The sequence below is a fragment of the Oceanimonas sp. AH20CE76 genome, from assembly GCF_039654065.1.
In the GTDB taxonomy this organism is placed as follows: domain Bacteria; phylum Pseudomonadota; class Gammaproteobacteria; order Enterobacterales; family Aeromonadaceae; genus Oceanimonas; species Oceanimonas smirnovii.
The window spans coordinates 787,740-811,275 of sequence record NZ_CP155481.1; the positions used below are offsets into that span (position 1 = coordinate 787,740).

Sequence of the window (23,536 nt, forward strand, 5' to 3'; positions counted from 1 at the left end):
AACGTGCATTCCGGTGTCAAAAGTGGCTGCTAATATTTTCATTTTTACCCCGCTGAAAGCCTTGCCACGCAATGGGGTTTCATGATCTTGCCCTGTGTAATTTGGTGTATAATAGGTTACTAGTGTTTGATTTCACCCTGTTTTCTAATGCAGCAATGTTTATATCAGTTATGTATCATTTCTAAGTCGATTGACAATTCATCTTTGAATTTTTTGTTTAAAGTTTCATTTAATATGAATTTATCTACTTTATGGATTCTTTTGTATAGTCTTAGGAAGTTTATAACGTGTTCTTTTTTTTCTTTCTCTACAATATCGCCATTGCTTGTATATTTGTACATTTTGCTTTTATCGTCAAGCTTTACAAATTTCCTTAAAGTGCCTCCATTGATATTGTAAATGTATCTATGGTACAAAATTCCATTCAATTTATCATAGTAGCTAAGTGCATCAAACTCAGGTGATAAGTTGTTTTTATCTTCTATTATGATTACCGAGTGGATATCGTTTTTCATAATGAAGCGTTGAAATTCAGATTTACTTCCAAAGCTTTCTAGAGATGAGTCAAGTAGGTAACATTTTTTTGTGTTTATTGGTCTGCCCGTTATCAATCTTTCCCAGTTTTCACTTATTTTTTCTATAGAAAAATTCTTTACTACAAAGTCTCTTGAATGGTAGGATTCTAATTTAAGGCTTTCTTTGTTTTTCTCGAGTTCAATTATTTTGTTAATTAATTCATCGGTTGTTTTGTAGTGAACCCCTGATTCTGGATAAGAAACGACTGTATACTCTCCTGATATGTTGTTTTCGAACATATGTTCAGGGTATAAAGTAACTACACCTTTTGATTTAGCATCATTTAGTACATAGCTAAAGGTTTCTCCATTAGATGTAAAGATTAAGTATCTTGTGTTGTCATAAATGGACCAAAGCTGTGATGTGCGATATGGAGGTGTTACTTTTTTTACTTTTAAGTGGTTTAATTTTTCTGATGAAATTATTTTACCTATGATTTCATCTACTAATTCATTGTTTTTTGTTACTCTTCCTGGCGGAGCGCAAACAAATGTGATGCTGTTTCTCTCAGTTATTTTCTTTTCTGATTTAACTAAGTTTGTATCTAATCCGATCTCAAATTCTATTATATTGTTCTTTTTGTTCTTGGCATAAATGGGGCGATCTGTTTTTGCTGTGTGTCTTAATAATGTGCATTTTGTATATATTGCATCTAATTGCTCTTCTGTATACCTCCCCTTCGCTAGTTCAGCAAACCATGTAACTTCTGTTCCAAATATAAATTTATCATATAGTCTTTCCTTTTTTATATAATCTATCAGTTCAGAGGTTATTTCATGGGATTTGTTGTTTGCTGTTTGGTTTACTATGACTAGATCGTAATTTTTTAGTTTGTCAAGAATGGTGTTGTTTATTTTGGTTACTGCTACCTGTTCAATATTAAATCCTTTTGTTTTTAGTTTTTCTATCGCTTGGAAGTTTGTTATAAGTAACCTAGATGTTGAATTGGCTTTATCTCCCCATTCATCACTTCCATAAAAAGAGAGGTTGAAATCCTCCATTTTTATATTTTCTTCTAGAGCCTTCTTCATGAAATAGTCAAAATATAGGAATAGTATTTTTTTCATTTTCTTCCTTAATGTAATGAAGTTTTTACAAAATAAAATATTGTGGCAGGGTTTTACGACTTGCACATTTATTCTTTAAGTCTCAGACTTAAAGTCTATCTATTATAATGCTAGTGTTTTTTTTACCTACAGCATTGAAGTATCGACTGAAAAGGGCCTTTCTTTTAATGGGAATTCCAACTTGGAATTTTTTTCATCTATATTTTCATGCCACTCCAGAAAGGCTTTTGCATAACTTGATCTTGCTTTATTGCCTAATGCTGACTCAGGTCTTCTTGTCAAGCTATCATCTCTTTCTAGGGCAAGCATTAATGGAGTAATATCTTCAATTAACTTTCCATTTTTTAGTGATAGAATCCTATTGTACATTTCTGAGTCAGCACCGAAGCGGACACTGTCCCAATAACCCAGATAGCTATCTAAGTAATCTTTTTTTATCATAAGTGATGCAAGGCATTTATGAAGAGCACCATCGTATGAGTACTTTCCCTTTATTCTAAATCCTGTGATGAACCCTTCTTCTGTTAATCTAAGATAGTATCCTAGGTGTGCGACTGCGTCTTCATTTTTTAGTCTTGATATTTGAATTTGCAATCTTTCAGGGAATGACCAATCATCAGCATCTAATATTGTAACATAGTCGCCTTGGCTAAGTTTAAGGCCATGATTCCTAGAGTAATATGCCCCGCTATTTTCATGGTTTCTAAGAACTTTTATTCTGTTATCATGTTTTTGTAGCTCTAAACATGTATTGTAAGTGTTGTCAGTGCTGCAATCGTCGACAATAATTAGTTCTAAATTGCGGTGAGTTTGATTTAGTATCGACTTTGCAGCGTATGTGACAGTTTTTTCATTATTGAAAGCCGGCATTATTACACTTACCATCTCACGATGAATCTGTTTTTTTTCTTTGGGTTGAAATGTGAATCTATTAAATATGTTTTTATTTTTCTTTTCGGATAGTTTAAGCCCATCCATAGAGAAATTTTGTAAATATCTATTTACAAAATAATTGTATGCTGTTTCTTTTATAAACTTTTCTTTTAGGTAGTTTGCGCACAATAGGTTAAGTGCTGGTAGTTCAATGCCGTCTGCATGCTCAAATGCCATAATTAACCTTTCTTTATGGCAAGGTATATTGTCAATTTCTTTTAGTATGTGTCTCTTAGTATACCGAAGAGGCTCATTCTTATACTTTAGCTTTTCAAAGTCGTAATTTGATGCTTTTTTTGAAAAGTTTACCCTCTTTTCTTTTCCTGATAATCTATCTATGTTGATCAGTTCAGACCAATATAATGAAGGGAGTTTTAAAGCTCGGTTATAAGACGATGTGATTTCTTTTTTATTCATGAGTGATTAAGCCTATTAATTCCGCCTTTATTTTCTCTCTCGTTTTATCTGATTCTTCAGTTGTTCTTTTTAGTATATCCGAAAGGTGGTTTCTAATTAGCGTATTTCTTTTGTTTTCGTCCAGGTTTGATATTTCATTCCTGAAGTCACTTAGCAGCTTTTTCTTTAGCTCAAGTATATTCTCAAAATTTGGTGTGAATGTTTTGTTTTGAGGGGTTGGCCTGATTATTACATCTATACTTTCTAATGGGATGATGTTGAACTGGAGAAAAAATCGAGAGTTCATCTCTATGTCTTGATGCCTGATATAAGATTCATTAAAACCCCCAATACTGATAAGAGATTCTCTTTTATATGTTACTGTGTCTGTATTTATAAAGTGCTTTTGATATTCCAAGCTTATAATTTCTTCGAATAGGTTTCCTGACAGGAATCTTGATTTATCTACTCCATCATGAGCACCACCTTTGAAGCCACAGTAAACTGCTCCTATACTTTCATCATTTTCTTGAGTTATTTTTAACCGTGCGTTTTTTATTCTATTCTCGAGATATATATCATCATCATCTAGAAAGGAAATATAGCTCCCTTTTGAGGCCCACAGGCCTGTATTTCTTGCTGCTGATGCACCTCTTTTTTTTGTATGGTTTATTATTCTCAGTTCATTCTTTGTCTGAGGTAGTTTTTCTTTTAAATAGGCGCTCACATTTTTGTTGTTAGGATTGTCATTTACAACTATAACTTCTACTTTTTCATTTTGATTTATAGCTGAAGCTATGCTCGGCAAAGCCTTTTCTATCTCTCTATAGACAGGTATAATTATAGAAAAATAGTCTATCTCATTCTTTTTTTGCTTTTCATTTTTAACTATGACTGGGGTATTAGCTTTTTTTTCTTTGAAACAGTCTTCTAGTATCTCTTTGAATTTACATGTATCTATATTGAAATCTGTATCATTTAGTAAAATATTGAAATCAGCGTGTGGTAAACTATTGAAGAAAACTTTGTCTTTTTCATTCACTTTGATAATGTCATCATGAATGAAGTCTATATGGTTGTTTTTTCTTCCAGGTATGATGCTCCTAGGGCCATCATTGGATTTATAAAAAATACATATTCTTGCATCATTATTTAAATTTATTTTTTCAAGGTTTATAACTTGTCCTGGAGAGTTTACAATTACGTTGAAAGATGGTTTCTTTTTCCATTCATAGAAATTACTTATGTCCCAACGCATCTTATCTGAGTGGCTTGTTTGTTCTCTTTTTGTATCTCTTATATCACTTTCTTCTATTGATGGGATGCATATATTAGGGTTGAAGACAAAGCACTCTGAATTATATTTTTTAAATACATGGCCTAAAACCACATTATCAAATGTGCCTAAGTTGGAGTCAATTCCTGCTAAGATATCATGAAATACAGAATGGTCGTATACTGCTGCAAAGCTACCAAGTGTCCTTCCTGGTATGGGATTATATGTATCCTTGTTTTCTATGCTTTTCTCGAAGTTCTCATCATCTTGATACATGTACTCGGAAGAGCCTAACATTATTACTTTATAGCTCTTAAGCTCATTTAGTTTTTTTTTCAGTTTGTCTTCAAAAGAATTCGTAAAAAAGATATCATCATCAAAAACTGCTATTTTCCTAAAACCTTTCTTTATTGCATCCTTAAATATTTTTTTCTGTGAAAGATTATACCCAAATGCTCCAAGATGAATTGAGGATTTTATTCTTCTTAACTTTTCGTCTTTTATGTGAGTTGTGAATTCACCAGCGTGGCTAGACATTTTTTTAAATTTTTCATATCTTCTCTTCGCGTCTTCACTCTCTCTGGCATTCACGCCCTTTACTATGTTTGCTCTTATTCCTACTCTAGATAGTTCTCTTAATATCTTCAACTTTCTATCAAATCTAGACTCTAAGTTTATTACATAAACTTGCTCTATTCCATGAGACTTCATTAGATCTAATTGATTGCCATTTTGATATAAGCTTTTATTTTTCTTGTGCGATAATCTTTTCTCTATGATTTTTATATTTATATCAAAGTGGCTTGACTTGCTTTTTGATTTTAATTTTTTGTAAATATCTAGTGATTCTTGGTATTTTTGAGTTTCGAACAAGTCAAATGCTTTTTTTAGATCTGATTCCATTTTTACTCCAGTTTTAAAGAAGCATTTTCATGAGTTTGACTGAGGGTTATATTTGCAAACATCTTAAAGAGAGCAGCATATATTAATCTTGTGAACTTTTCTTTATTGAAGCAATGTTTTATATACTGCTCAATGGTTTTCCTATGTTTTAAAGAGGTATTATCTTCTAATTACAGTCTGACACTGTCTGAAAATGAACTATCAAGAATTTTTTTCATGTCAAGGATAGTATTTTGATCATCTGTCAAATCCATAATTTTACTACCCATCTCCTTAAATTCATTGTGAGCTACAGCTAGAACAATCGCATTGTAACTTTTTTCTTTAGGCTCAGATAAAACAGTTAATCCATATTCAGTATTTACTTCTTCTTTATTTACCCAAGGATCATAAATATCAATGTTCATACCATAAGACTCAAGCTCTTTGATAAGATCAATAACCTTGGTATTACGTACGTCAGGGCAGTTTTCTTTAAAGGTCAACCCCATCACCAGTACTTTAGCACCTTTTATCTGTTGGCCTTTTTGAATCATCGCCTTAACCAGTTTTCCGGCAACGAAGCGTGCCATGCCGTCATTAATTTCTCTGGCTGTACGGATAATATCTGGAATATGGCCAACAGACATGGATTTGTGAACAAGATAATAAGGGTCTACACCTATACAATGGCCACCAACTAATCCGGGTTGTAATTTTATGAAGTTCCACTTGGTTGCAGCCGCTTCAATGACATCATGAGTATCAATGCCCATTTGGCTAAAGATCATGGAAAGTTCATTGATTAGGGCTATGTTTACGTCGCGCTGAGTGTTTTCGATAATCTTAGAGGCTTCTGCAACCTTGATGCTGCTAGCTTTAAAGGTGCCAGCTGTAATAATGCTGCTATACAAGCTATCTACAAAATCAGCTATTTCTGGAGTAGACCCTGAAGTGACCTTCATAATTTTGGTTACCGGTCGCTCTTTGTCACCTGGGTTAATTCGTTCTGGGCTGTAGCCTGCATAAAAGTCTTTATTGAAGGTTAGTCCCGATACTTGCTCTATAACTGGAATGCAGTCTTCTTCAGTAGCACCAGGATAAACCGTTGATTCATAAATAACTATATCACCCTTATCAATTACTCTGCCAATAAGCTCTGATACTTTGAGAAGCGGAGTTAAATCAGGCTGACGATGATCATCAATAGGAGTGGGTACAGTAACTATATAAATATTTGCAGATTTAATGTCACTTTCTTTGTGGGTAAAGCACAGGTTTGATGCGGATTTAAGGTCATCACTCGATACTTCCAGAGTATCATCGATACCATCTTTAAGCATATCTACTCGTGATTTCTTTATATCAAACCCAATGGTGTTATATTTTTTGCTGAACTCAACCGCCAGAGGCAATCCTACATAGCCCAAGCCTAATACAGCAATTTTTATATCTGATTTTTTCATTTTCTTTCCAGGTTTATTGATAGTTAATCTTGATGGTAAGGAAGCTTTTATCACCGGCCCATACGTGTTCTTCAAAGCTCAGGCTGCGTTCAGCCAGTTTGCTGCGCCATTGCTCTGCGCTTTGTTGTTCACTGTCGCGGTGGTGGTCGTCCAGCACCACGTCCAGCCGGTGGCGGGCAAAGTGGTTGAGCAAGGCAGGCAGAGCTGGCGTGCGGCTGTGTGCTTTGGGCTCTGTCGAGGGACCGTCTACCAGCACCAGAATGTGCTTTTCTTCGTTTTGCAGCAAACTGGCTAGTTGTTGCAGTTTAGGTTCACAGTCATAGAACAACTGTTCCGGGCTAAAGGTGCAGTTCACCAGCGGGGCATGCACCAGTTCTACTATTTCGCTCAGGCCTTGTTGCTGCAGGTTGTGCTGTGTTTGCTGGTGGTAGTTTTTGTTGTGCTCAAAGCTAATCACCCGTTTGGGCAGATCGTGCTCGCTGGGCACCAGCTGTGTTTGTGGCTCACCGTTGTGCAAGGCCAGCTGGCCAGTGCCTTGCCAGCGTTTGTGTTGGCTTAACAGGGCTCGTGCCAGCAGTGAGGTAGAGTGGCCGCTGCCAAATTCAATAATCAGATCGTAGTTATTGTTTTGCACCAGCGTTATCAGGTGCTGTGCCAGCTCCGGGCTTATGCTGGTGTCTGAAAACTGCAGTGGTTGTTCACCAAAACTCAGGCTGTGCTGCACGGCCAGGGCTGCTTGCCATTGGCGGTTACTGCTGGCATGCATTTTGGTTACATGCTGGCCCAGGGCGTTGGTGTTTTGCCGCAGTTGCTCGGCCTGGCTGTCAAACAGCTGCTCCATTTTTTGCTCCAGCTCGCTGAGCTTGCTGCCAGCCTGTTGCTGCTGTTGTAGTTGTGTTGTTAGCTGGTTTATTTGCTCGTTGGCACTGCTTAGCTGTTGGGTGAGTTCAACAATTTGCTGCTCGGCGGCTTCGTGCTGTTTTTTGCGGTTTTGAAAGTAGCTTTTATATTTGGTGAGCTCTTCTTCGCTGGTAGCAAGCCGTGCTTGTGTTTCTGCCAGAGACTGTTCCGTGGTGACCATCCTGGCATTAAGCTCTGCCTGTTGGCTGTTAAGGGTTTCGGCATGGCGGCTGGCGGCAGCGTGTTGGTTTTGTTCTTGTTCCAGCTGAGTGTTCAGCTCGGCTATTTGCCGTTCATGCTCGTTCAGTTTTTGCTGCAAGTCGACAAGTTGTTGGCCAGACTCTGCATTTTTGGTTTTGAGTTCAGCCAACTGGGACTTGAGCGCATCTGCATGGCGGCTGGCGGCAGTGTGCTTAGTCTGCTCTTGCTGCAACTGAGTGGTTAGCTGGGTGATTTGTTGTGCTTGTTCGTTAATTTGGGCAAGCAGTGTTTCGCGCTGCTGTGCAAGCTGATATGAGAGCTCGTTAAACTGCCACAGCTGCACGTGAATGTCGGGATCATCGGTGTTTTCTTTGGTCAGTTCAAAATGGCAGCTTTGCAATAGCTGTGGTAACTGCTCTGTGTGTTGTTCATGTATATAAAGAGGCGTAGCAGGCAAGGCCAGTTGCACTTGTTTAAATTGCTGTAACAGGCCAGCTTGTGTTAATGCCTCTATAATGGCTGTTTCTTCGCCATTTGCTTCTATTACCAGCTTGTGTTGTTCGCCCTCAGGAAGTTTCAGGGTTGCCATCATGGCAGCTGGAGTTTGGGTTTGCACCTGGTGCTGACGCACTGCTTTTATGCCCGGATAGAGCTGCAGCAGGCCGCTGGGCTGGTGCAGGCTGCTGGCTTCACTCAGGTTAAATTCGGTTAAGGTTGCCGGCTGGTTATTGTGCTGGCAGCTAATGGCCAGCTCCCATACTTCTGCGCTGGGGTATTTGTGGCGCAGGCTGCTGGCATGGGTTGGCACGGGCTCTATCAGCACCCAGCGGGCCGGTTGCATTGCCTGGTGTTGCAGCAGTTGGCTGCCATTGCCGGCACCTATGTGCACCAGGGTGTGAATGTGGGTTGAGGTCATGGTGATTAATCCCGGTGGTCGCGAATGATCAGCATCATCATGTTGGCAATAAAGGCCAGGAACAGGGTGATAATGGCAAACATGCTGGCGTTATAAAGCCGCTTGGGCTGAGTGGCATATTCCGGCTGCAGCGGGCTTTGCAGCACGCTTACCTGCTTGAGCTTGCGGGCGGCTTCTATACGGGTGCTTTCCAGTGCGGCCAGGGCGCTGGAGTAGGTTTGCTGGGCAAACTGGGCTTTTAACTCCAGGGCCTGATAGCCGGCGGATATCTGGTTAAGGGCGCTGCCGGTTTCTTTGGCCAGGCGGTTTTGCTCTTTGCCAATTTGCTGTTGCAGGGCGTTTATTTCGGCTTTTATTTGCACCAGCTCGGCAGAGCGCACACTCTGGTAGCTTTGTGCCGCCGTGTAGCGCGCCTGCAGGCGGGCCAGTTCACCTTCTAGCGTGCCCACTACCTGGTTAAGGCTTTCTACGGTATGAATGGGCGAGATAAGACCATGTTCGTTCTGGAATGCCAGCAGGTTGGCCCGGGCTTCGTCCAGCCGGTCGCCCAGGCGGTCGGTTTGTTTTTCCAGAAATTTAACCTGCTCTTCGGCCAGGCGCTGGCCCATGGCATTCATGTGGTTTTCGCCGGCGCTTAGCAACAATTGAGCCAGATCGTGGGCAAATTCAGGTGTAAAGGCCTGCACTTCTATGTTCAATACGCCGGCGTATTCGTCCAGCTCTACGCTTACGCGTTTTTTATAGTATTTGTGCAGCTCTTCTATGGGGGCGTCTTTGTTCCACAGGCTGGCGAACAGGTCGCCGTTTTCGCTGTAGTGCTCACGAAAAGGCAGTTGCTTGAGCACGGTGTTAAGCATGTCGGTAGATAGCAGGTGTTCGCGCAGCAGTAGCAGATCGCTGTGGCCACCACCGCCTTTAATCAGGCTGGCAAAGCTGAACTCGGGAGCGGCAATTTGCGGGCTTTCCAGCACTACGGTGGCGCGGGATACGTACCTGTCTGATGCCCAGGCAAACCAGTAAAAAGCAACGGCAATAATGGCCGCAAGGGCGAGCGCCCAATGGGGGTTTTGTTTAACAAAGTGCTTCATGGGATCTCAGTTCTAAATTTGAGTAAGAAGATGTTCTATAGCAGCGGTGACATAGCTGTAAGCTTTAAGCTGTCAGCTTTAAGTTGCGCGGCGTTGTTTGTGGCTTCTGCGTTGTGCTTGTTTGTTCTGTGTTGTTTGTTTTAACCCCACCCCAACCCTCCCCTTGGTAAGGGGAGGGAGCAGAGCGTTTGGCTCCCCTTAAAAAGGGGAGGGAGCAAAGCGTTTGGCTCCCCTTAAAAAGGGGAGGGAGCAAAGCGTTTGGCCCCCCTTAAAAAGGGGAGGGAGTTTTTGCTCCTCCCCCTTATCAAGAGGGAGGGTGGGAGGGGGTTTTACCCCGCCGGTGGCGGGGACGTTTCTTCATGGTAAGCCGTTATGGCGTCATTTATGTCGTCATACCAATGGGCCTGGCCATTTTTGAGGTAAATACCGGCCTGGCAGAGGTCTTTGAGTATGCCTTCGGAGTGAGACACCATTATCAGGCTGGACTGACCCACCTTGTCTTTAAAGGCTTTGGCTGCTTTGTCTTTAAAGGCGCGGTCGCCTACGGCGGTGGCTTCGTCCGAGAGGTAAACATCAAAGTCAAACGCCAGAGATAAACCAAAATTAAGCCGTGAGCGCATGCCTGATGAGTAGGTTTTTATGGGGCGGTCAAAGGCGCTGCCCAGCTCGGCAAAGTCTTCTACCGATTTTATAATGCGATGCACGTCCATGCCGGCACCATGCACCCGCGCTACAAACTTTACGTTTTGCCGCCCGGTCATGGAGCTTTGAAAGCCACCGGAAAGGCCTATGGGCCAAGACACCCGGCAATGGCGTTCTACTTTGCCTTTTTCCGGGCTGTCCATGCCGGCAATTAAGCGCAGTAATGTACTTTTGCCGGCACCATTGCGGCCCAGCAAGCCCACGCTTACGTTTGTAGGAATAGTGAGATTAATGTCTTTCAGCACCCAGGGGGCTTCGCGGCCGTCCCGGTTGTTATAGCGTTTATAAAGGTTACTGAGCGTAATCATTTGGCTTTTAACCTTTCTTTATAGCGCAGGTGCATCAATAAACCCGCTGCGTTCAGCCCTAATATCCATAGCCACAAATAAAGCGGGCTGGTGCCGGGCACCATATGATAGTGCTCAAAAAAACCGGCACGCAGCAGCTCAAGCCCATGTACTATGGGGTTGAGCATTAAATATTCCAGAATGCTGTGGGGCAAGCTGTTAAGTGGCAAAATTACCCCACTGATAATCATCAAAGGCAAGCTGAGCATATTGATGATTTTTCCAGTTTCGGGAATCAGTTTAACTATGACTGAAATCACCAAAGCAAAGCCCAGAGCCAGTGCTAATAATGAGGCCCACCCCAGTAATCCGAGCAGTACATTATCGGGGAAAATATGCAGCCCCAGCAGCACGCCACCAGCTACAAACAGCACAAACACCACAGTGCGTAGCATGCCGTCTACCCAGATGCGAACTATTACCGGATCTACCGGCTGCACTTGCCGGTAAGCAAACAGTGCTTGTGCTGAATTAATGGCACCCTGGCTACGGCTTAGCCCTTCGCGGATTAGAAAAAAGCCCATCATGCCGATGATCATCCAGGGAATGAAATCGGCATTTGTAATAAGCTGGCTGGTTCCCCTCAATTGAGTGCGAATAAGCACGATGATGCTAACTACGGCCACTGGCTCAAAAATCATCCAGAACCAGCCCATGCGGTCGGCCATGGTGCGCGACACCGCTTCGCGCATGAACATGGCAAACCACACACTACGGGTTACCTGCCAGGGTGTGCGGCTTTGCATGGTGCTCATTAAATATCTACCGCTACTTTGGCAGCAATGGCAATCTGGTAAAGAATTTGAGTAATGGTGCCGGCCAGCTGCAGGTTTTTGGTAGGGGCCTTGGGCAGCACCAGAATTTCGTCACCCGGGCGCAGGGTTACGTCGTCTGCTTCGCGCACTTCGCCGTTCTGGCGCACTACCAGAATGCGGCTTTCATTGGCATGGTCAGTAAAGCCGCCGGCCCCTTCTATATAGTCTCTGGCGCTGCGGTTGGTGTTAAACACCACAGACTGAGGCACCAGTACTTCACCGCTTATCAGCACTGAGTCGGAGGTTTCGGGAATGGTGATTACGTCGCCGTCTTGCAGGCGAATGTCACTGATGGTGCCGTTGTTGGCCAGTACCAGCCGGCCGCTGGGCTCTACTTGCCGGGCGCGTTCAATAAACTGGCTGATAAGCTCTGCCTCGCGCACTCGAATTTCGGCTTCTTCTGCGGTAGAAGATGAGGCACCCATATAGGTGGTTTCCAGCCGGGCCAGGCTTTCATCCAGGGCCTGTTTCTGGCGCTCGGCCACGCTTACCCGCTTCAGCGAGATGCTGTTGGTGTCGGTCATGTTCTGCGGCACGGCCACGGCATTCAGCAGCTCGTGCAGGCGGGCATCACGGGGCAGGGCAAAGCGGGACGGGCCGTAATAGCTGCCTTCAAGCCTCACTACTATGGTGTTGTCGCGCATGTCGCTGCTGAAAATTACCTGATCACCGCTGTTAAGTTGCTGCCGGCTGAGTTCGTCCAGTTTTACGTAGCGCGAAATGGGGCCCTGCGTGCGGGCACCGCGCAGCAAAACATGGGTTACGTTAGATTTGAGCCGGGCCAGATTAAGCAGCTCTTGCCCGGTCATTTGGTTGGGCTGCAGCTCATAGCGATAGGGGCGGGCTACGTCACCGTCTACGATAACGGTAGGGCCGCGCTCTTCCACTACTATGGTGTCGCCGTCTTTCAGCTGCACATTGGGCAGGGTGCCGTTTAGCAAAAAGGCGTAGAGATCGGCGGTGGCAATGGTTTTGCCGTGGCGCTTGAGGTGCACTTTACGATAGCTGCCGGTGGCGCTGTCTATGCCGCCGGCCTGATCAATAAAATAAAGCAGCGAGTCGCTGGGGGTGCCGGCAAAACGACCGGGGTTTTGCACATAGCCGGTTACAAACACGGAGACCGGCTGCACGCCCTGCAGGTTGGTGTATACCTGCACGTTGTTGGAATAAATGGAGTTAACGGCGCTGCGCACTTTGGCATCCAGCTGGCCGTGCTTTATGCCCTGCACTTTAATGGGGCCCACGCCGGGAATGAAAATATTGCCCTGTGCATCAACCGGCAGCACTCTGTCTATTTCTACTGCGCCCCATACCCGCAGGGTGACCTGATCACCGGGAGTAATGATGTAGTCGGGGTTCAGGCCATCGGCACGCACGCCGCTGAAGCCACCGGTAAACAGGTGGCTGCCAAAGCTGGGGTAGTCTTGTTGTGCCATGGTGGCACCGGGCACACCATAGCGGGCATTGCGCCATTGGGTGTTGTTGTTTTGTGCGGCTTTGTCCGACTCGGACGGTGCGTTAAAACGGCTTTGTTGTTCGGCAGGCAGTTCGCCGGCGTTTATACCAATGAGTTGGGCGTGGGCGGGGCCCTGGCCCGCTAAAATTGTGAGTAAGCCGAACGGTAGGGCGAGTTTTTTTAAGGACATGACTTGTTCTCAGAATCTGCGAAATATGTAGCGGGCAGCTATAAGCGGAAAACATAGCTGTAAGCTATAAGCTGTCAGCTTTAAGTTAAAACACGCTGATTGAACGTTTCTGCTGTGTTTGTTGATTTGGTGTTGTTTGTTTTAACCCCACCCCGGCCCTCCCCTTGGTAAGGGGAGGGAGCGTATTACTCCTCCCCCTTTTTAAGGGGGAGGTTGGGAGGGGGTTAACTTACAGCTGACAGCTTAAAGCTTATGGCTGCCGAAAGGCCGGCTTAGTTGCCATTCCCCGTTTTTGGCCTGGCAGGCTATTTGTTCTTGCTGGCTGCCGGCTGGCAGCGTTATCTGCAGCGGACGGCAGGTTTTGCCGCTGGCCGCGAAGTAAGTGGCACCGGCGGTTATCTGCACATTGGGGCCCCAGGGGCTGGTGGCCAGCTGGGTGGCGCTGTGGCTGGCGGCGTTGCTTAAAAATTCATTAAGCGGCGTGCTGTTTACGGTGTTTGCGCTGGTGGTGGCAGCAGGCTGGCTGGCGCAGCCGGCCAGAGCAAGGCCCAGAGCCACCAGAGTTGTGCGTATCAAAGACATGGTGCTACTCGCTTTAACTGAAGGTTTCTGTAAAAAGGCACGCTACCGCCCTTGGGGTGCGGCTCCCAATTCGCCGATTGAGTGTTATTTAAACGCTTTCGCATTTTGCATGGCTAAGCGTTATTTTTGCGTGCCGAATACTACCATTTTGTTTGTGGCGTTGCGATCAGCCCTTGGTTCAGGCCACCTCTTGCTTGGTTTTGGTGGCTAAAACTTGTTCTTTCTCTATAACCAGTTTGGGCCTCTGGCGTATGGGTGGCTGTGCCTGCTGCTGCAGCCGTTGCCAAATTTGCCGGCAGGTGCTGTGGGGCCGGCAATAAAAGCTGCCGTTCAGCTGAGTGTGTTTTAACAAAAACGCGCGCAGACGTTTAAACAGGTCATCACTTACCGGCTGCGGTGCTCGCCAAAATTCATCTAGCGTGCACTGGCTGGTGAGGCCGGGCACGTCATACAGGGCTTTGCCCAGGGTAATGGTGGGCACATGGTGCAACAGGGCCGACATGCCCACCGTGCTGTTTACTGTTACCACGCCCTTGCAGTGGCGGTATATTTCGGGCAGGGGCAGCTCATAGCCGTAGAACACGCGGCCGGTTAATCCGTGCTCTGCAGCCAGGTTATGAATGAGCCTGGTATAGTTGGTGTAGCCCCTGTCCATGGGGTGATGCTTGAACAAAAGCACGTCATTGGGTGACGCATTTGCTGCAAATGAGTCTGTTATGTGAACAATGGATTCTGCCACATCGTTAAAGTGTGAGTGCTCACGGATCTGAAAGTCGTCTGCCACCTGCAGCGGCACCAGAAATATGTGCTTTGAGTGATGGTCTGCCAGGGTTTGCAGCAGCCCCTTGTCGTGGGCGGTGTGGGTATATTTGGTATACCAGCCCTTTAGCCAGGCTATGCCTTCTTTCCAGTAGGGGCGGTGGCGATGGTGCACATAGTGACGAAAGCGCCAGCGCCGGCAGTGCATGCTGGCATAGTAACGCATGGCAAAATAAATGCGGCGTTTGAAGTTGGCTTTTATATCAAACTCATGGTGCACCCGCTCGGGGCTTTGTTTGGGTAGCTCTTGTGCCAGTTTGCCATACCAGGGGCTGTGGGCGTTTACACCGTGCTGCTCCAGCGTGATGTAGTGCGGGCGCAGGTAGCCTTCTTCAAATACAAAAAAGCGTATGTTGTGGCTTTGGCAATAAATGCGGGCTATTGCGTGATATTCGCGGCAGTCGCTGTAGCAGAAAACGGTATCAATTTCGTTTTTGCTAATGTAGTTGTGCAGAAAATGCCGCCATTCGGGCAGGCTGCCGGTGTAATGAATATTTTCACCGCGGCAGGGCCAGCAGCCGTCGCCACCGTTGAAGTGAATTTTGTGTACAGAAACGCCTTGCTCGCTCAGAAAACGAGAGAAATGCTGGAAGAAAGGTCCTAGTGGTCCCTGGAGTAGCAAGGCTGATTTCATTCAAATCCTGTGAAATTTTTTTGGTGTTCCCACTTTCTTGGCGGCGGGATAATAGCACAACTGAAATTTGGTATTAATGAAAAAGTTTACTAACCCCCTCCCAACCTCCCCCTTGAAAAGGGGGAGGGGCAAAGATGGCTTACCTTGAAAAAGGGGGGGGGGCAGAAACGATTCCCTCCCCTTTTTAAGGTGAAGGGTCAGGGTGGGGTCTGTTGCAACCCCCTCCCAGCCTCCCCCTTGAAAAGGGGGAGGAGCAAAGATGGCTTACCTTAAAAAGGGGGAGGAGCAAATTGAGTCACTTGATCGTTTGCTTATGCAGTCCCTTCTGCAGCATTAAATCTACCAGGGGCTGTTCGCGTTTGTTGGCGCGCCGGCAGTGGTCTTGCTGAAAGTGGTTGGTGAGCCAGATAACGAATTTGGCCCATTTTTTATTGTCGCGTTCGCGCCAGGCGTGGGATGAAATGGATTCCCAGGCGTAGCCGTTAAAAACCGAGGCGTTTACAAAGTGGTCCAGCGCGCGCACGCCGCTGCGGGCGCGTTCGGTTTTACCTAAAAAGCCTACATAACAGATGATGAGATAGCCCAATACGGCCAGAGGCACTACGGCGCACATTAAAATAAAGCCGGCTATGCGTTCTTTCATGCTTGTTGCTCTCTTGGGGTCAGTACCAGTTGCAGGCCGTTTTCTGAACGAATGGTCAGCCGGCCCACGGGCTGGGGCTCAAAGCCTTGTGGCATGGATATGTGGTAGTGCTGCAAAATGCTGGCCAGTATCAGGCTGGATTCCTGCTGGGCAAAGGCGGCACCAATGCATACCCGCGGGCCGGCACCAAAGGGCAGGTAAGATTTGCTGAGCGGCGTTTTCAGCTCTTTGCTGGTAAAGCGATAGGGGTCAAAGCTGTGCGGATTGTGCCAGTAGTCTTTATGGCGGTGAATAAGCCAGGGCGAAACCATAACGGTGCTGCCGGCTTTCATTTGTTTGTCTCGCATTTCGGTGGCGTGAGCGCACTCGCGTGATAAAAACCCGACCGGCGGGTAAAGCCGCAGGGCTTCCCGGAAGACGTCCCGCACCAGCACCATTTTGCGAATGGCTGCCACGCTCATGGGCTGCTCTGCCAGTACCCGGCTTACTTCTTCATAGGCGTCTTGCTGCACCTGCGGGTGCAGGGCCAGTAAATAGAGTGACCAGGTGAGTGAGCTGGCGGTGGTTTCGTGGCCGGCCAGAAACAGCATGGAGATTTGATCCACTATTTCGTTGAAGTTAAAGGGCTGGCCAGTGCTCTGGTCTGTGGTGAGCAGCAGGGAAGAGAGAATATCCTGCTGGTTTTCCAGCTCTGCCCTGGCGTTGGGGCATCCGGCGCGGGCGGCCTCGGCCTGCTGATAGCGCGGGCGGATAATGTCTTCTATGGTGCCGCGAATTTCTTTGGCAGCGGCCATGCGCTGGCGCTCACTGGCACCACGCTGCATAAAGCCGGGCAGACGGAACATTTTTTTTAAGGCCAGTTTGGGCGACTCGGCCTGAAAGCGCACAAACGCCTCAAGAATGCGGTTGGCCTGCGCTTCGTTCAGTTTGGCCGACATTATGGTGCGAAAAATAATGTCGGCGGTGACAAAGGTCATTTCCGGATCTATGTCTTGCCCGGGCTGGTGGTTTTTAAGCCGTGCCAGCATGTCTTGAGCGGCGTTTTGCATCAGCCCGAACACCTGCTGCACCCGGGCGTGTTTAAAGGCCGGATCGAGCATGTCTCGCTGTTTTTGCCATTGCTCACCGTTGGTGGTGAAAATGCTTTCGCCCAGCAGTGGCTCTAAAATATCGCCCAGCATCTGGTTTTTAGGAAAGTTGGCCATGTTTTGCACCATGACGTTTCTTACCAGTTCGGGCTGGTTCACCATATACAGAGTAAGGCCGGGCAGTTTGTATTCGCCCATTTTCATGCCGTAGCTGCGCTCATAGAGTGCATCCAGCCAGGAGTGGCGCTTGGTGAAAAACACTTTCCACAGCGAGGCTTTGCTTTTGGCGGGTTTGGGAAATACCGGGCAGCTCATCAATTTCGCTCCTTCAGTTGGCTGGCAATGGCGAGAGGCCCTGCAGTAAAGGCAAAAAAGTCGTAAGGGCCGGGTTTGTCGGTGGCCATTAAGTATAAAAAGTGCATGGTATACCAGGCGCGCCGCAGTTTTTTATAACGCGGCGTATGAAATAGCGTAAAAAAGCGCGGAGAGAGCATGCGCGGCCCAGCGTTGGGGGCGCAGGTTTCGCCGCAGGACGTTACCGGGTTCAGCAGCGGAAAGCAGGCTCCGTCTGTAGGGGCTGTGTAGTCGAGCCACAGCAGCTCGGGCGTGTGCCCCAGTGCGCGCATGTCGGCACGAAAGGCGCTGGCCTTGCGATGAAAGCTTACCAGCGGAATGCAGTGCCCAAGCGTGATCAGCACCACGCGCTGGTTGGCCAGCCTGGCTTTGTTGCTAATCAGCTCCAGCGCCCGGGCCATGGCGGGCATGGCCACCATGGTGCCCACGCTGTGGGCGATGACCACGACTTCCTGGTTACGCTCATCGTTAATGGCATTGGCAATCTGGCCGGCAAAGTGATTAATGCGGGGTTCCAGCTCCGGCACCCTGCCGTTGGCCCAGCGCGCCGAGAACGCATAAATGCGCAACAGCCAGAACACCGCCATTTTGTTGCCCAGCCACTTGCTGCCATGCATGAGGGCTGCAAACAGCACCAGCCCGGCGGGCCATTGCGCCATTTGCCAGGGTAGCTGGCCGGCGGCCAGACCCGACAGCCATAAAGACGCAAATACACTCAGCAGTAAAAAAATAAGCGGATAAAGCCCTGCCATCAGCTGCTTGGGAGAGGCTTTGGCAAAGCGGAATATTTTTCCGGAAAGTAAATAAGCGCTAACAAAACACAGGGCATCACTTACTATTTGCCGCCAGCCTTTGGCCCAGTGCCGGCGCACTATGTCGTCCCAGCTTAAAAAGCAGTAGTTGCTTTGCGTGCCGCTGGCATTCAGCTGCCACTGGTGGCTGTGGCTGCTGTGGCGTTTGCGGTCAGCCACGTTAATATTCAGCCCGTTTACCTTGCTTTGCTGCGCTGCCTGCTCGCGATAGAGCCGGTGATAGTGGGCGGCTCCGCGAGGGTCAAAGCCGTGAAGATAAAATACCTGGCGTTGTTTAATGGCGGTCAATCCGTTGTTCCTGAGCTGGATGGGGCGCGCATAGGGTACAGTAAATTGAAATTATTGGCGACGGAGGAGAAAAAGCGGTTGGCCTTTAACCCTCTCCCTGCCTCTCCCTTGAAAGGGAGAGGGGCACAGAGCAATTATTCCCTCCCCTTTATAAGGGGAGGGTTAGGGTGGGGTTGGCCTTTAACCCCCTCCCGACCTCCCCCTTAAAAAGGGGGAGGAGAAAAACAGTGGCACCCTTGAAAAGGGGGAGGAACTGATACTGTTCCTCCCCCTTTGTAAGGTGAAGGGTTAGGGTGGGGTTTATTTGGCAGGGGGAGGAGCAGTTACGCCAGGTTGGGGTTGCCGAACCCGCCGCAGCAGCACAAAGCCTGCGCCCATGGCCAGGGCGTAGCCGGCTTCCAGCCCCAGATAAATAAATACGCCGGCGCACAGCAGGGTGGCCACCACGGCCAGCACGCGCCAGAAGCCTTGCAGCAGTTTTACCCCAGCCACCATGGCCAGCAGATACACCAGCACAAAGTTGCCGTTGGCGTAGCGCATTAAGGTTTCCAGCGGCAGCCTGAACAACCAGGCGGCGAGCACACAAATGACGCTGGCTGCCACCACCCAGCACAGGGCGGCAAAGGGTGCGCCGTGGCGGTTAAGTTTGCTTAAGGTTGCCGGCAACTTGCCTTCGTCGGCCATGCTCCACAGCAGGCGGCCAAAGCCCTGCACATAGAGGTTGAGGCTGGCAAAGCAGGCGGCGTAGCCCACCAGGGCGGCGGCCCAGCGGCCTTTTTCACCAAACAGCATGGCCAGCAGCACCGGGAATGACGTGGTGTTGGTGCGCTCGTCGCCAAACAGGCCAAATTTTACTACCGCCATGGCGTAGGCGAAGTAGATAAAGCCTGCCAGCAGCACACCAAACAGCAGCGCCAGCGGAAAGTCCCGCTCGGGCCGGCGAAATTCCTCGCCCATGTGGGTAAAGGCTTCCAGACCCACAAAGCACCAGAACATCACCGCCAGCACGGCGGGCAGGGCGCTCCAGCTGACTGTGGATGGTGCCGGCAAAGTGGCGGCGGCACTGGTGGCCAGATCGCCCGCCAGCCACACTGCCACCAGCAGGCTGACAATGGTCACGGCAATTAATAACTGCACCAGGCCCGAGGCTCCGCTGGGGCGGCTGCCCAGCACCAGCACCAGACCAAGGGTGCCCAGCTGAATAAGCAGATCACCCGTGCTGTTCAGCGGAAACAGGGCATGCCAGAAGCCGGTGGTAAGGGTGAGCATGGCGGGCAGACCCACGGGCAGCACCGCCAGAAACAAAAAGGCGGCGAGTTTTTCCATGGGCAGACCCAGCGCCCGGCCAATAAGATGCGGTGCGCCGCCGGCATGGGGAAAGGCGCGGCCCAGGCGGGCAAAGGTAAAGGCCACCGGCAGCACCAGCACCATGAGTAACAGCCAGGCCCAGAGCGAGTCGGCCCCGGCCAGGCTGGCCGCCACTGCCGGCACCACAAAAATGCCGCTGCCCAGCAGCGAGGTGGCCATCATGCCGGTGCCGTAGCCCAGGCCCAGCTCTTTATGTAATCGTCCCATCGAGTTTTAAATCCGCATTCAGTAATTCTGATATATTACCGCCACATTCTTTCAACCCCACTTGGCACTATGCTGCTTTCAGCCGGCAAAACGTCGCTTTTACCCGGCGTTTGTCCGGCAGCGTGAAAATGAGGTAACAGTGGACAAGTTCGACCAGAAAATTCTGTCTTTGCTCACGGAAAACGCCCGCATGGCGGTGGCCAGCATTGCCCGTGAGGTAAACCTGTCGCGTTCGGCGGTGTCGGAGCGCATCAAGAGCCTGGAAGAGCGGGGCATTATCAAGGGGTATCATGCCCGGGTGGGGCAGCCCAAGGGCGTGGTGCGGGCTTATTTTGCCCTTTGTTATCATGTGCGCCAGTGCGAACAATATGCCGAGCCACTGCGGGCTGTGCCGGAAATTAAGCTGTGCTACACCATCAGCGGCGAAACCGACATGCTGGTGTATGTGGAGGCCGAGTCAATGGAGCGGCTGGATGCCATTCGCCATATTATTGAGCACACGCCTCATATTAAAACGGTGCGCACTCACATGATATTGGGCGAAGTGATTAATACCCTGTCTTAAGGCTTATTTATGTTCATTTGCAAAGCCCATTGGCTGGGCCAGCTGTTTAACCATCCGTTTGTGGCGGTAACTGCTTCGGCGCACGGCCCGGTATTACATCTTAAGGATGAGCAGCATGCACTGGGCTGGCATGAGCTGCTGGCCCCGCCGCAGCTGGAGCAGGGGCGGTTGTTTCGCCAGCTGGTGCTGGACTGCCACGACGGCCAGCTGGTGTGCGCCTGGCTGCCTGCTGCCCGGGCCGGTGCGCTGGCACAACAGCTGGCGCTGGGCTGGTTTGAGTTTCACGGGGCGCGGGTGCTGCCGCTGGCGGAGCGCTGCCTGGCGCTGCTGGAAATGGGCTATTTGCGCTATTCCCGCTGGCAGCAGCTGAAGCTGTGGCTTGAACACGAGCCGGTGCAGTGGCATGCCTTTACCCTGCCCGAGGGCCTGAGTGACCGTGTGTATGCGGCCTTTGAGCTGGTGGCCACCCTGCAGCAGGCAAATAACGACTGGCGTGAGCAGTGCACAGAGGAATATTGCCAGCAGGCGCTGAGAGAGCATAAAACGCTGTTTGATACTCTGGAGGCCCATCCGCTGACGGCTGCCCAGCGTCTGGCCTGCGTGACCGATGAAGATCATAACCTGGTGCTGGCCGGTGCCGGCTGCGGCAAAACCAGCGTGATGGCGGCGCGCACCGCGTTTTTGCTGGCATCAGGCCAGGCCGATGCTCATGAGGTGCTGCTGCTGGCCTTTGGCAATGAGGCGGCGGCAGAAATGCGCCAGCGCCTGCCCGAACATGCCCGTGATGTGCAGGTAAGCACCTTTCATGCTTTGGGGCTGAATATTATTACGCAGGCCACGGGGCGGGCTCCGGCACTGAGTGAGCTGGCCGGTAACGAGCAGAAAAAACAGCGTGTGTTTGCTCAGTGGCTGGAACAGCTGGCCGAGGATGAAAGCTATGGCGTACGCCTGCTGGCCTGGCTGCGCCAGCATCGTTTTCAGACGGTGCCAACCCCCGATTTTGCCCGCCTGGCCCGAGAGTGGGCACCGCTGGTGGCAGCGCTTAAACTGTATGGCGCGCCTGAGCAGTTAACCCCGGAGCAGGCTGAGCAGCTGGCACTGGTGCGGCCCTTGCTGGCGCGCTATCAGCAGTATTTGTGCGAGCATAACGAAATTGACTTTGATGACATGATAGAGCAGGCCGCCGAGCTGGTGTACAGCGGCCGTTTTGTGGTGCCCTGGCGGCATGTGCTGGTGGATGAGTTTCAGGATATTTCTGAGCACAGGGCCGGCCTGCTGCTGGCACTGCGCAAGGCTGCCCCCGGGCTGGCGCTGTTTTGCGTGGGCGACGACTGGCAGGCCATTTATCGCTTCACCGGGGCGGATGTGTCTGTGACCACCGGCTTTGCCGACTTTTTTGGAGCCAGTGCGGTAACGGCCCTTGATACTACCTTTCGTTTTAATAACGTGATTGAAAAGGTGGCCAGCCGCTTTGTTACCCGCAATCCGCAGCAGTTGCCCAAAACCCTGAGCACCCTTACCCGCACTGAAGGCCCCTGTGTGCATGTGCTGCCGGTTACGGCCGATAACACCATGGATGCCGTGGCCCGCCTGCTGGGGCAAATTGCGACGCAGCGGCCCGAGGCGAGTGTGTATGTGCTGTCTCGCTTTCGCTTTAGCCTGCCCGATGATGATCTGCTCGCCGGCTGGCGCAAACGCTTTGCCGGCCTGACCCTGAACGCCCAGACCCTGCACGGTGCCAAGGGCAAAGAGGCCGACTGTGTGATTATGCTGGGCCTTGCCCGCGGCCATTATGGCTTTCCGCCTGAGAAAAAGCAGGCATCTTTGCTGGATGCGCTGCTGCCTGCCGAAGAAGACTTTCCTCACGCCGAAGAGCGCCGGCTGTTTTATGTGGGCCTGACCCGCGCCCGCGAGCAGGTGTTTCTGCTGGCCGACAGCCAACTGCCGTCACCTTTTGTAAAGGAGCTGCTGGAAGGCGGTTATTCGGGAGTAAGCCGGTGGCGGAGCTAACCCCACCCTGACCCTCCCCTTAAAAAGGGGAGGGAACAGTATGTGCTCCTCTCCTTTTTAAGGGGATGCCGCTGTTTTGCTCCTCCCCCTTTTCAAGGGGGAGGTTGGGAGGGGGTTGAAGGCTAACCCCACCCTAGCCCTTCACCTTAAAAAGGGGAGGGAACAGAGATGTGCTCCTCTCCCTTTTAAGGGGATGCCGCTGTTTTGCTCCTCTCCCTTTCAAGGGAGAGGGTGGGAGGGGGTTGAAAGCAAACCCCACCCTAGCCCTTCACCTTAAAAAGGGGAGGGAACAGAGATGTGCTCCTCTCCCTTTTAAGGGGATGCCGCTGTTTTGCTCCTCCCCCTTTTCAAGGGGGAGGGTGGGAGGGGGTTGAAGGCAAACCCCACCCTAACCCTCCCCTTAAAAAGGGGAGGGAACAGAGATGTGCTCCTCTCCCTTTTAAGGGATGCCGCTGTTTTGCTCCTCTCCCTTTTAAGGGAGAGGTTGGGAGAGGGTTTTCTCTCTTAGGGGGTTGTTGAAGAACGCACATATTCCATAATCACGGCCATCACGCCATCCAGGTTCTGCATGACTTCCAGATTGGTAAACCGAAGCACATCAATACTCAAGCGGGATAAATACAACGTTCTTTGCTTATCGTAGGCCAGCGCTGCTTCATTCAAAAAGTGGCTGTCACCATCAATTTCCAGTACCAGTTTTAAGCTTGGGCAGTAAAAATCAACGATATAGGGGCCAATGCCGTGCTGCCGCCGGAATTTAACGCCGGTTTGCCCGGCTCTGAGTTGCTGCCAGAGTATTCGTTCCGGTGCTGTCATTTCTTGCCGCAGTGCCCTGCGAAAGGGCAGCTGGGATTTGCGGTTGAAGGTGGTGCTCATGGGAATAGTGTAGTGGAAAAGGGAGGGAACAGTATGTGCTCCTCTCCCTTTTAAGGGAGAGGTTGGGAGAGGGTTGAAA

18 protein-coding genes are annotated in these 23,536 nt (G+C 49.3%); 2 read left to right on the plus strand and 16 right to left on the minus strand.

The annotated features are described in order from the left end of the window. Window positions 1-164: 164 nt before the first annotated feature. From N2M06_RS03850 to yjeH, 15 genes are all read right to left on the minus strand, one after another. A complete protein-coding gene (locus N2M06_RS03850) occupies window positions 165-1,643 on the minus strand; it encodes a hypothetical protein (RefSeq protein WP_346351647.1) in 1,479 nt (492 codons plus the stop codon). Between the two features lie 126 nt (window positions 1,644-1,769). After that, window positions 1,770-2,993, minus strand: coding sequence for a glycosyltransferase family A protein (locus tag N2M06_RS03855; RefSeq protein ID WP_346351648.1), 1,224 nt, complete (start codon window positions 2,991-2,993; stop codon window positions 1,770-1,772). After that, complete coding sequence (locus N2M06_RS03860) at window positions 2,986-5,151, minus strand: glycosyltransferase (protein WP_346351649.1); 2,166 nt, start codon at window positions 5,149-5,151, stop codon at window positions 2,986-2,988. The genes N2M06_RS03855 and N2M06_RS03860 overlap by 8 nt, the downstream gene beginning before the upstream one ends. 170 nt (window positions 5,152-5,321) lie before the next feature. Beyond that, window positions 5,322-6,596 carry a nucleotide sugar dehydrogenase gene (locus N2M06_RS03865; RefSeq protein WP_346351650.1) on the minus strand — a complete coding sequence of 425 codons (1,275 nt, stop codon included), beginning with the start codon at window positions 6,594-6,596 and terminating at the stop codon, window positions 5,322-5,324. Window positions 6,597-6,609: 13 nt separating this feature from the next. Continuing rightward, window positions 6,610-8,613: a hypothetical protein gene (locus tag N2M06_RS03870; protein ID WP_346351651.1), complete on the minus strand. Its 2,004-nt coding sequence runs from the start codon at window positions 8,611-8,613 to the stop codon at window positions 6,610-6,612. Between the two features lie 5 nt (window positions 8,614-8,618). Continuing rightward, window positions 8,619-9,701, minus strand: coding sequence for a chain-length determining protein (locus N2M06_RS03875; protein ID WP_346351652.1), 1,083 nt, complete (start codon window positions 9,699-9,701; stop codon window positions 8,619-8,621). A gap of 329 nt (window positions 9,702-10,030) precedes the next feature. Further along, complete coding sequence (locus N2M06_RS03880) at window positions 10,031-10,711, minus strand: ABC transporter ATP-binding protein (RefSeq protein ID WP_346351653.1); 681 nt, start codon at window positions 10,709-10,711, stop codon at window positions 10,031-10,033. Then, window positions 10,708-11,505, minus strand: a complete 798-nt coding sequence (locus N2M06_RS03885) for an ABC transporter permease (RefSeq protein ID WP_346351654.1) — start codon at window positions 11,503-11,505, stop codon at window positions 10,708-10,710. The genes N2M06_RS03880 and N2M06_RS03885 overlap by 4 nt, the downstream gene beginning before the upstream one ends. Then, window positions 11,505-13,211 carry a polysaccharide biosynthesis/export family protein gene (locus tag N2M06_RS03890; protein WP_346351655.1) on the minus strand — a complete coding sequence of 569 codons (1,707 nt, stop codon included), beginning with the start codon at window positions 13,209-13,211 and terminating at the stop codon, window positions 11,505-11,507. Before N2M06_RS03890 ends, N2M06_RS03885 begins: the two co-directional genes overlap by 1 nt. Before the next feature lie 243 nt (window positions 13,212-13,454). Next, window positions 13,455-13,793, minus strand: coding sequence for a DVU3141 family protein (locus N2M06_RS03895; RefSeq protein ID WP_346351656.1), 339 nt, complete (start codon window positions 13,791-13,793; stop codon window positions 13,455-13,457). Between the two features lie 178 nt (window positions 13,794-13,971). Then, entirely contained in the window at window positions 13,972-15,246 is a 1,275-nt protein-coding gene (locus N2M06_RS03900; protein WP_346351657.1) for a capsular biosynthesis protein, read from the minus strand. A 295-nt stretch (window positions 15,247-15,541) separates the two neighbouring features. After that, window positions 15,542-15,889, minus strand: coding sequence for a hypothetical protein (locus N2M06_RS03905; protein WP_346351658.1), 348 nt, complete (start codon window positions 15,887-15,889; stop codon window positions 15,542-15,544). Then, window positions 15,886-17,292 (minus strand): cytochrome P450, encoded by a 1,407-nt coding sequence (locus tag N2M06_RS03910; protein WP_346351659.1) that lies wholly within the window; start codon window positions 17,290-17,292, stop codon window positions 15,886-15,888. The genes N2M06_RS03905 and N2M06_RS03910 overlap by 4 nt, the downstream gene beginning before the upstream one ends. Continuing rightward, window positions 17,292-18,431, minus strand: coding sequence for a hypothetical protein (locus tag N2M06_RS03915; RefSeq protein WP_346351660.1), 1,140 nt, complete (start codon window positions 18,429-18,431; stop codon window positions 17,292-17,294). Before N2M06_RS03915 ends, N2M06_RS03910 begins: the two co-directional genes overlap by 1 nt. Before the next feature lie 300 nt (window positions 18,432-18,731). Beyond that, complete coding sequence (gene yjeH / locus N2M06_RS03920) at window positions 18,732-20,006, minus strand: L-methionine/branched-chain amino acid transporter (RefSeq protein ID WP_346351661.1); 1,275 nt, start codon at window positions 20,004-20,006, stop codon at window positions 18,732-18,734. 139 nt (window positions 20,007-20,145) lie between these two features. Between yjeH and N2M06_RS03925 the strand changes: the two genes are divergently transcribed. Further along, window positions 20,146-20,571 (plus strand): Lrp/AsnC family transcriptional regulator, encoded by a 426-nt coding sequence (locus N2M06_RS03925; protein ID WP_019933300.1) that lies wholly within the window; start codon window positions 20,146-20,148, stop codon window positions 20,569-20,571. A gap of 9 nt (window positions 20,572-20,580) precedes the next feature. Continuing rightward, window positions 20,581-22,581, plus strand: a complete 2,001-nt coding sequence (locus tag N2M06_RS03930) for a UvrD-helicase domain-containing protein (RefSeq protein ID WP_346351662.1) — start codon at window positions 20,581-20,583, stop codon at window positions 22,579-22,581. A 504-nt stretch (window positions 22,582-23,085) separates the two neighbouring features. Here the strand turns inward: N2M06_RS03930 and N2M06_RS03935 are convergent. Beyond that, on the minus strand, window positions 23,086-23,457 hold the full coding sequence (locus N2M06_RS03935) for an endonuclease domain-containing protein (protein ID WP_346351663.1): 372 nt from the start codon (window positions 23,455-23,457) through the stop codon (window positions 23,086-23,088). Between the last annotated feature and the right edge of the window lie 79 nt (window positions 23,458-23,536).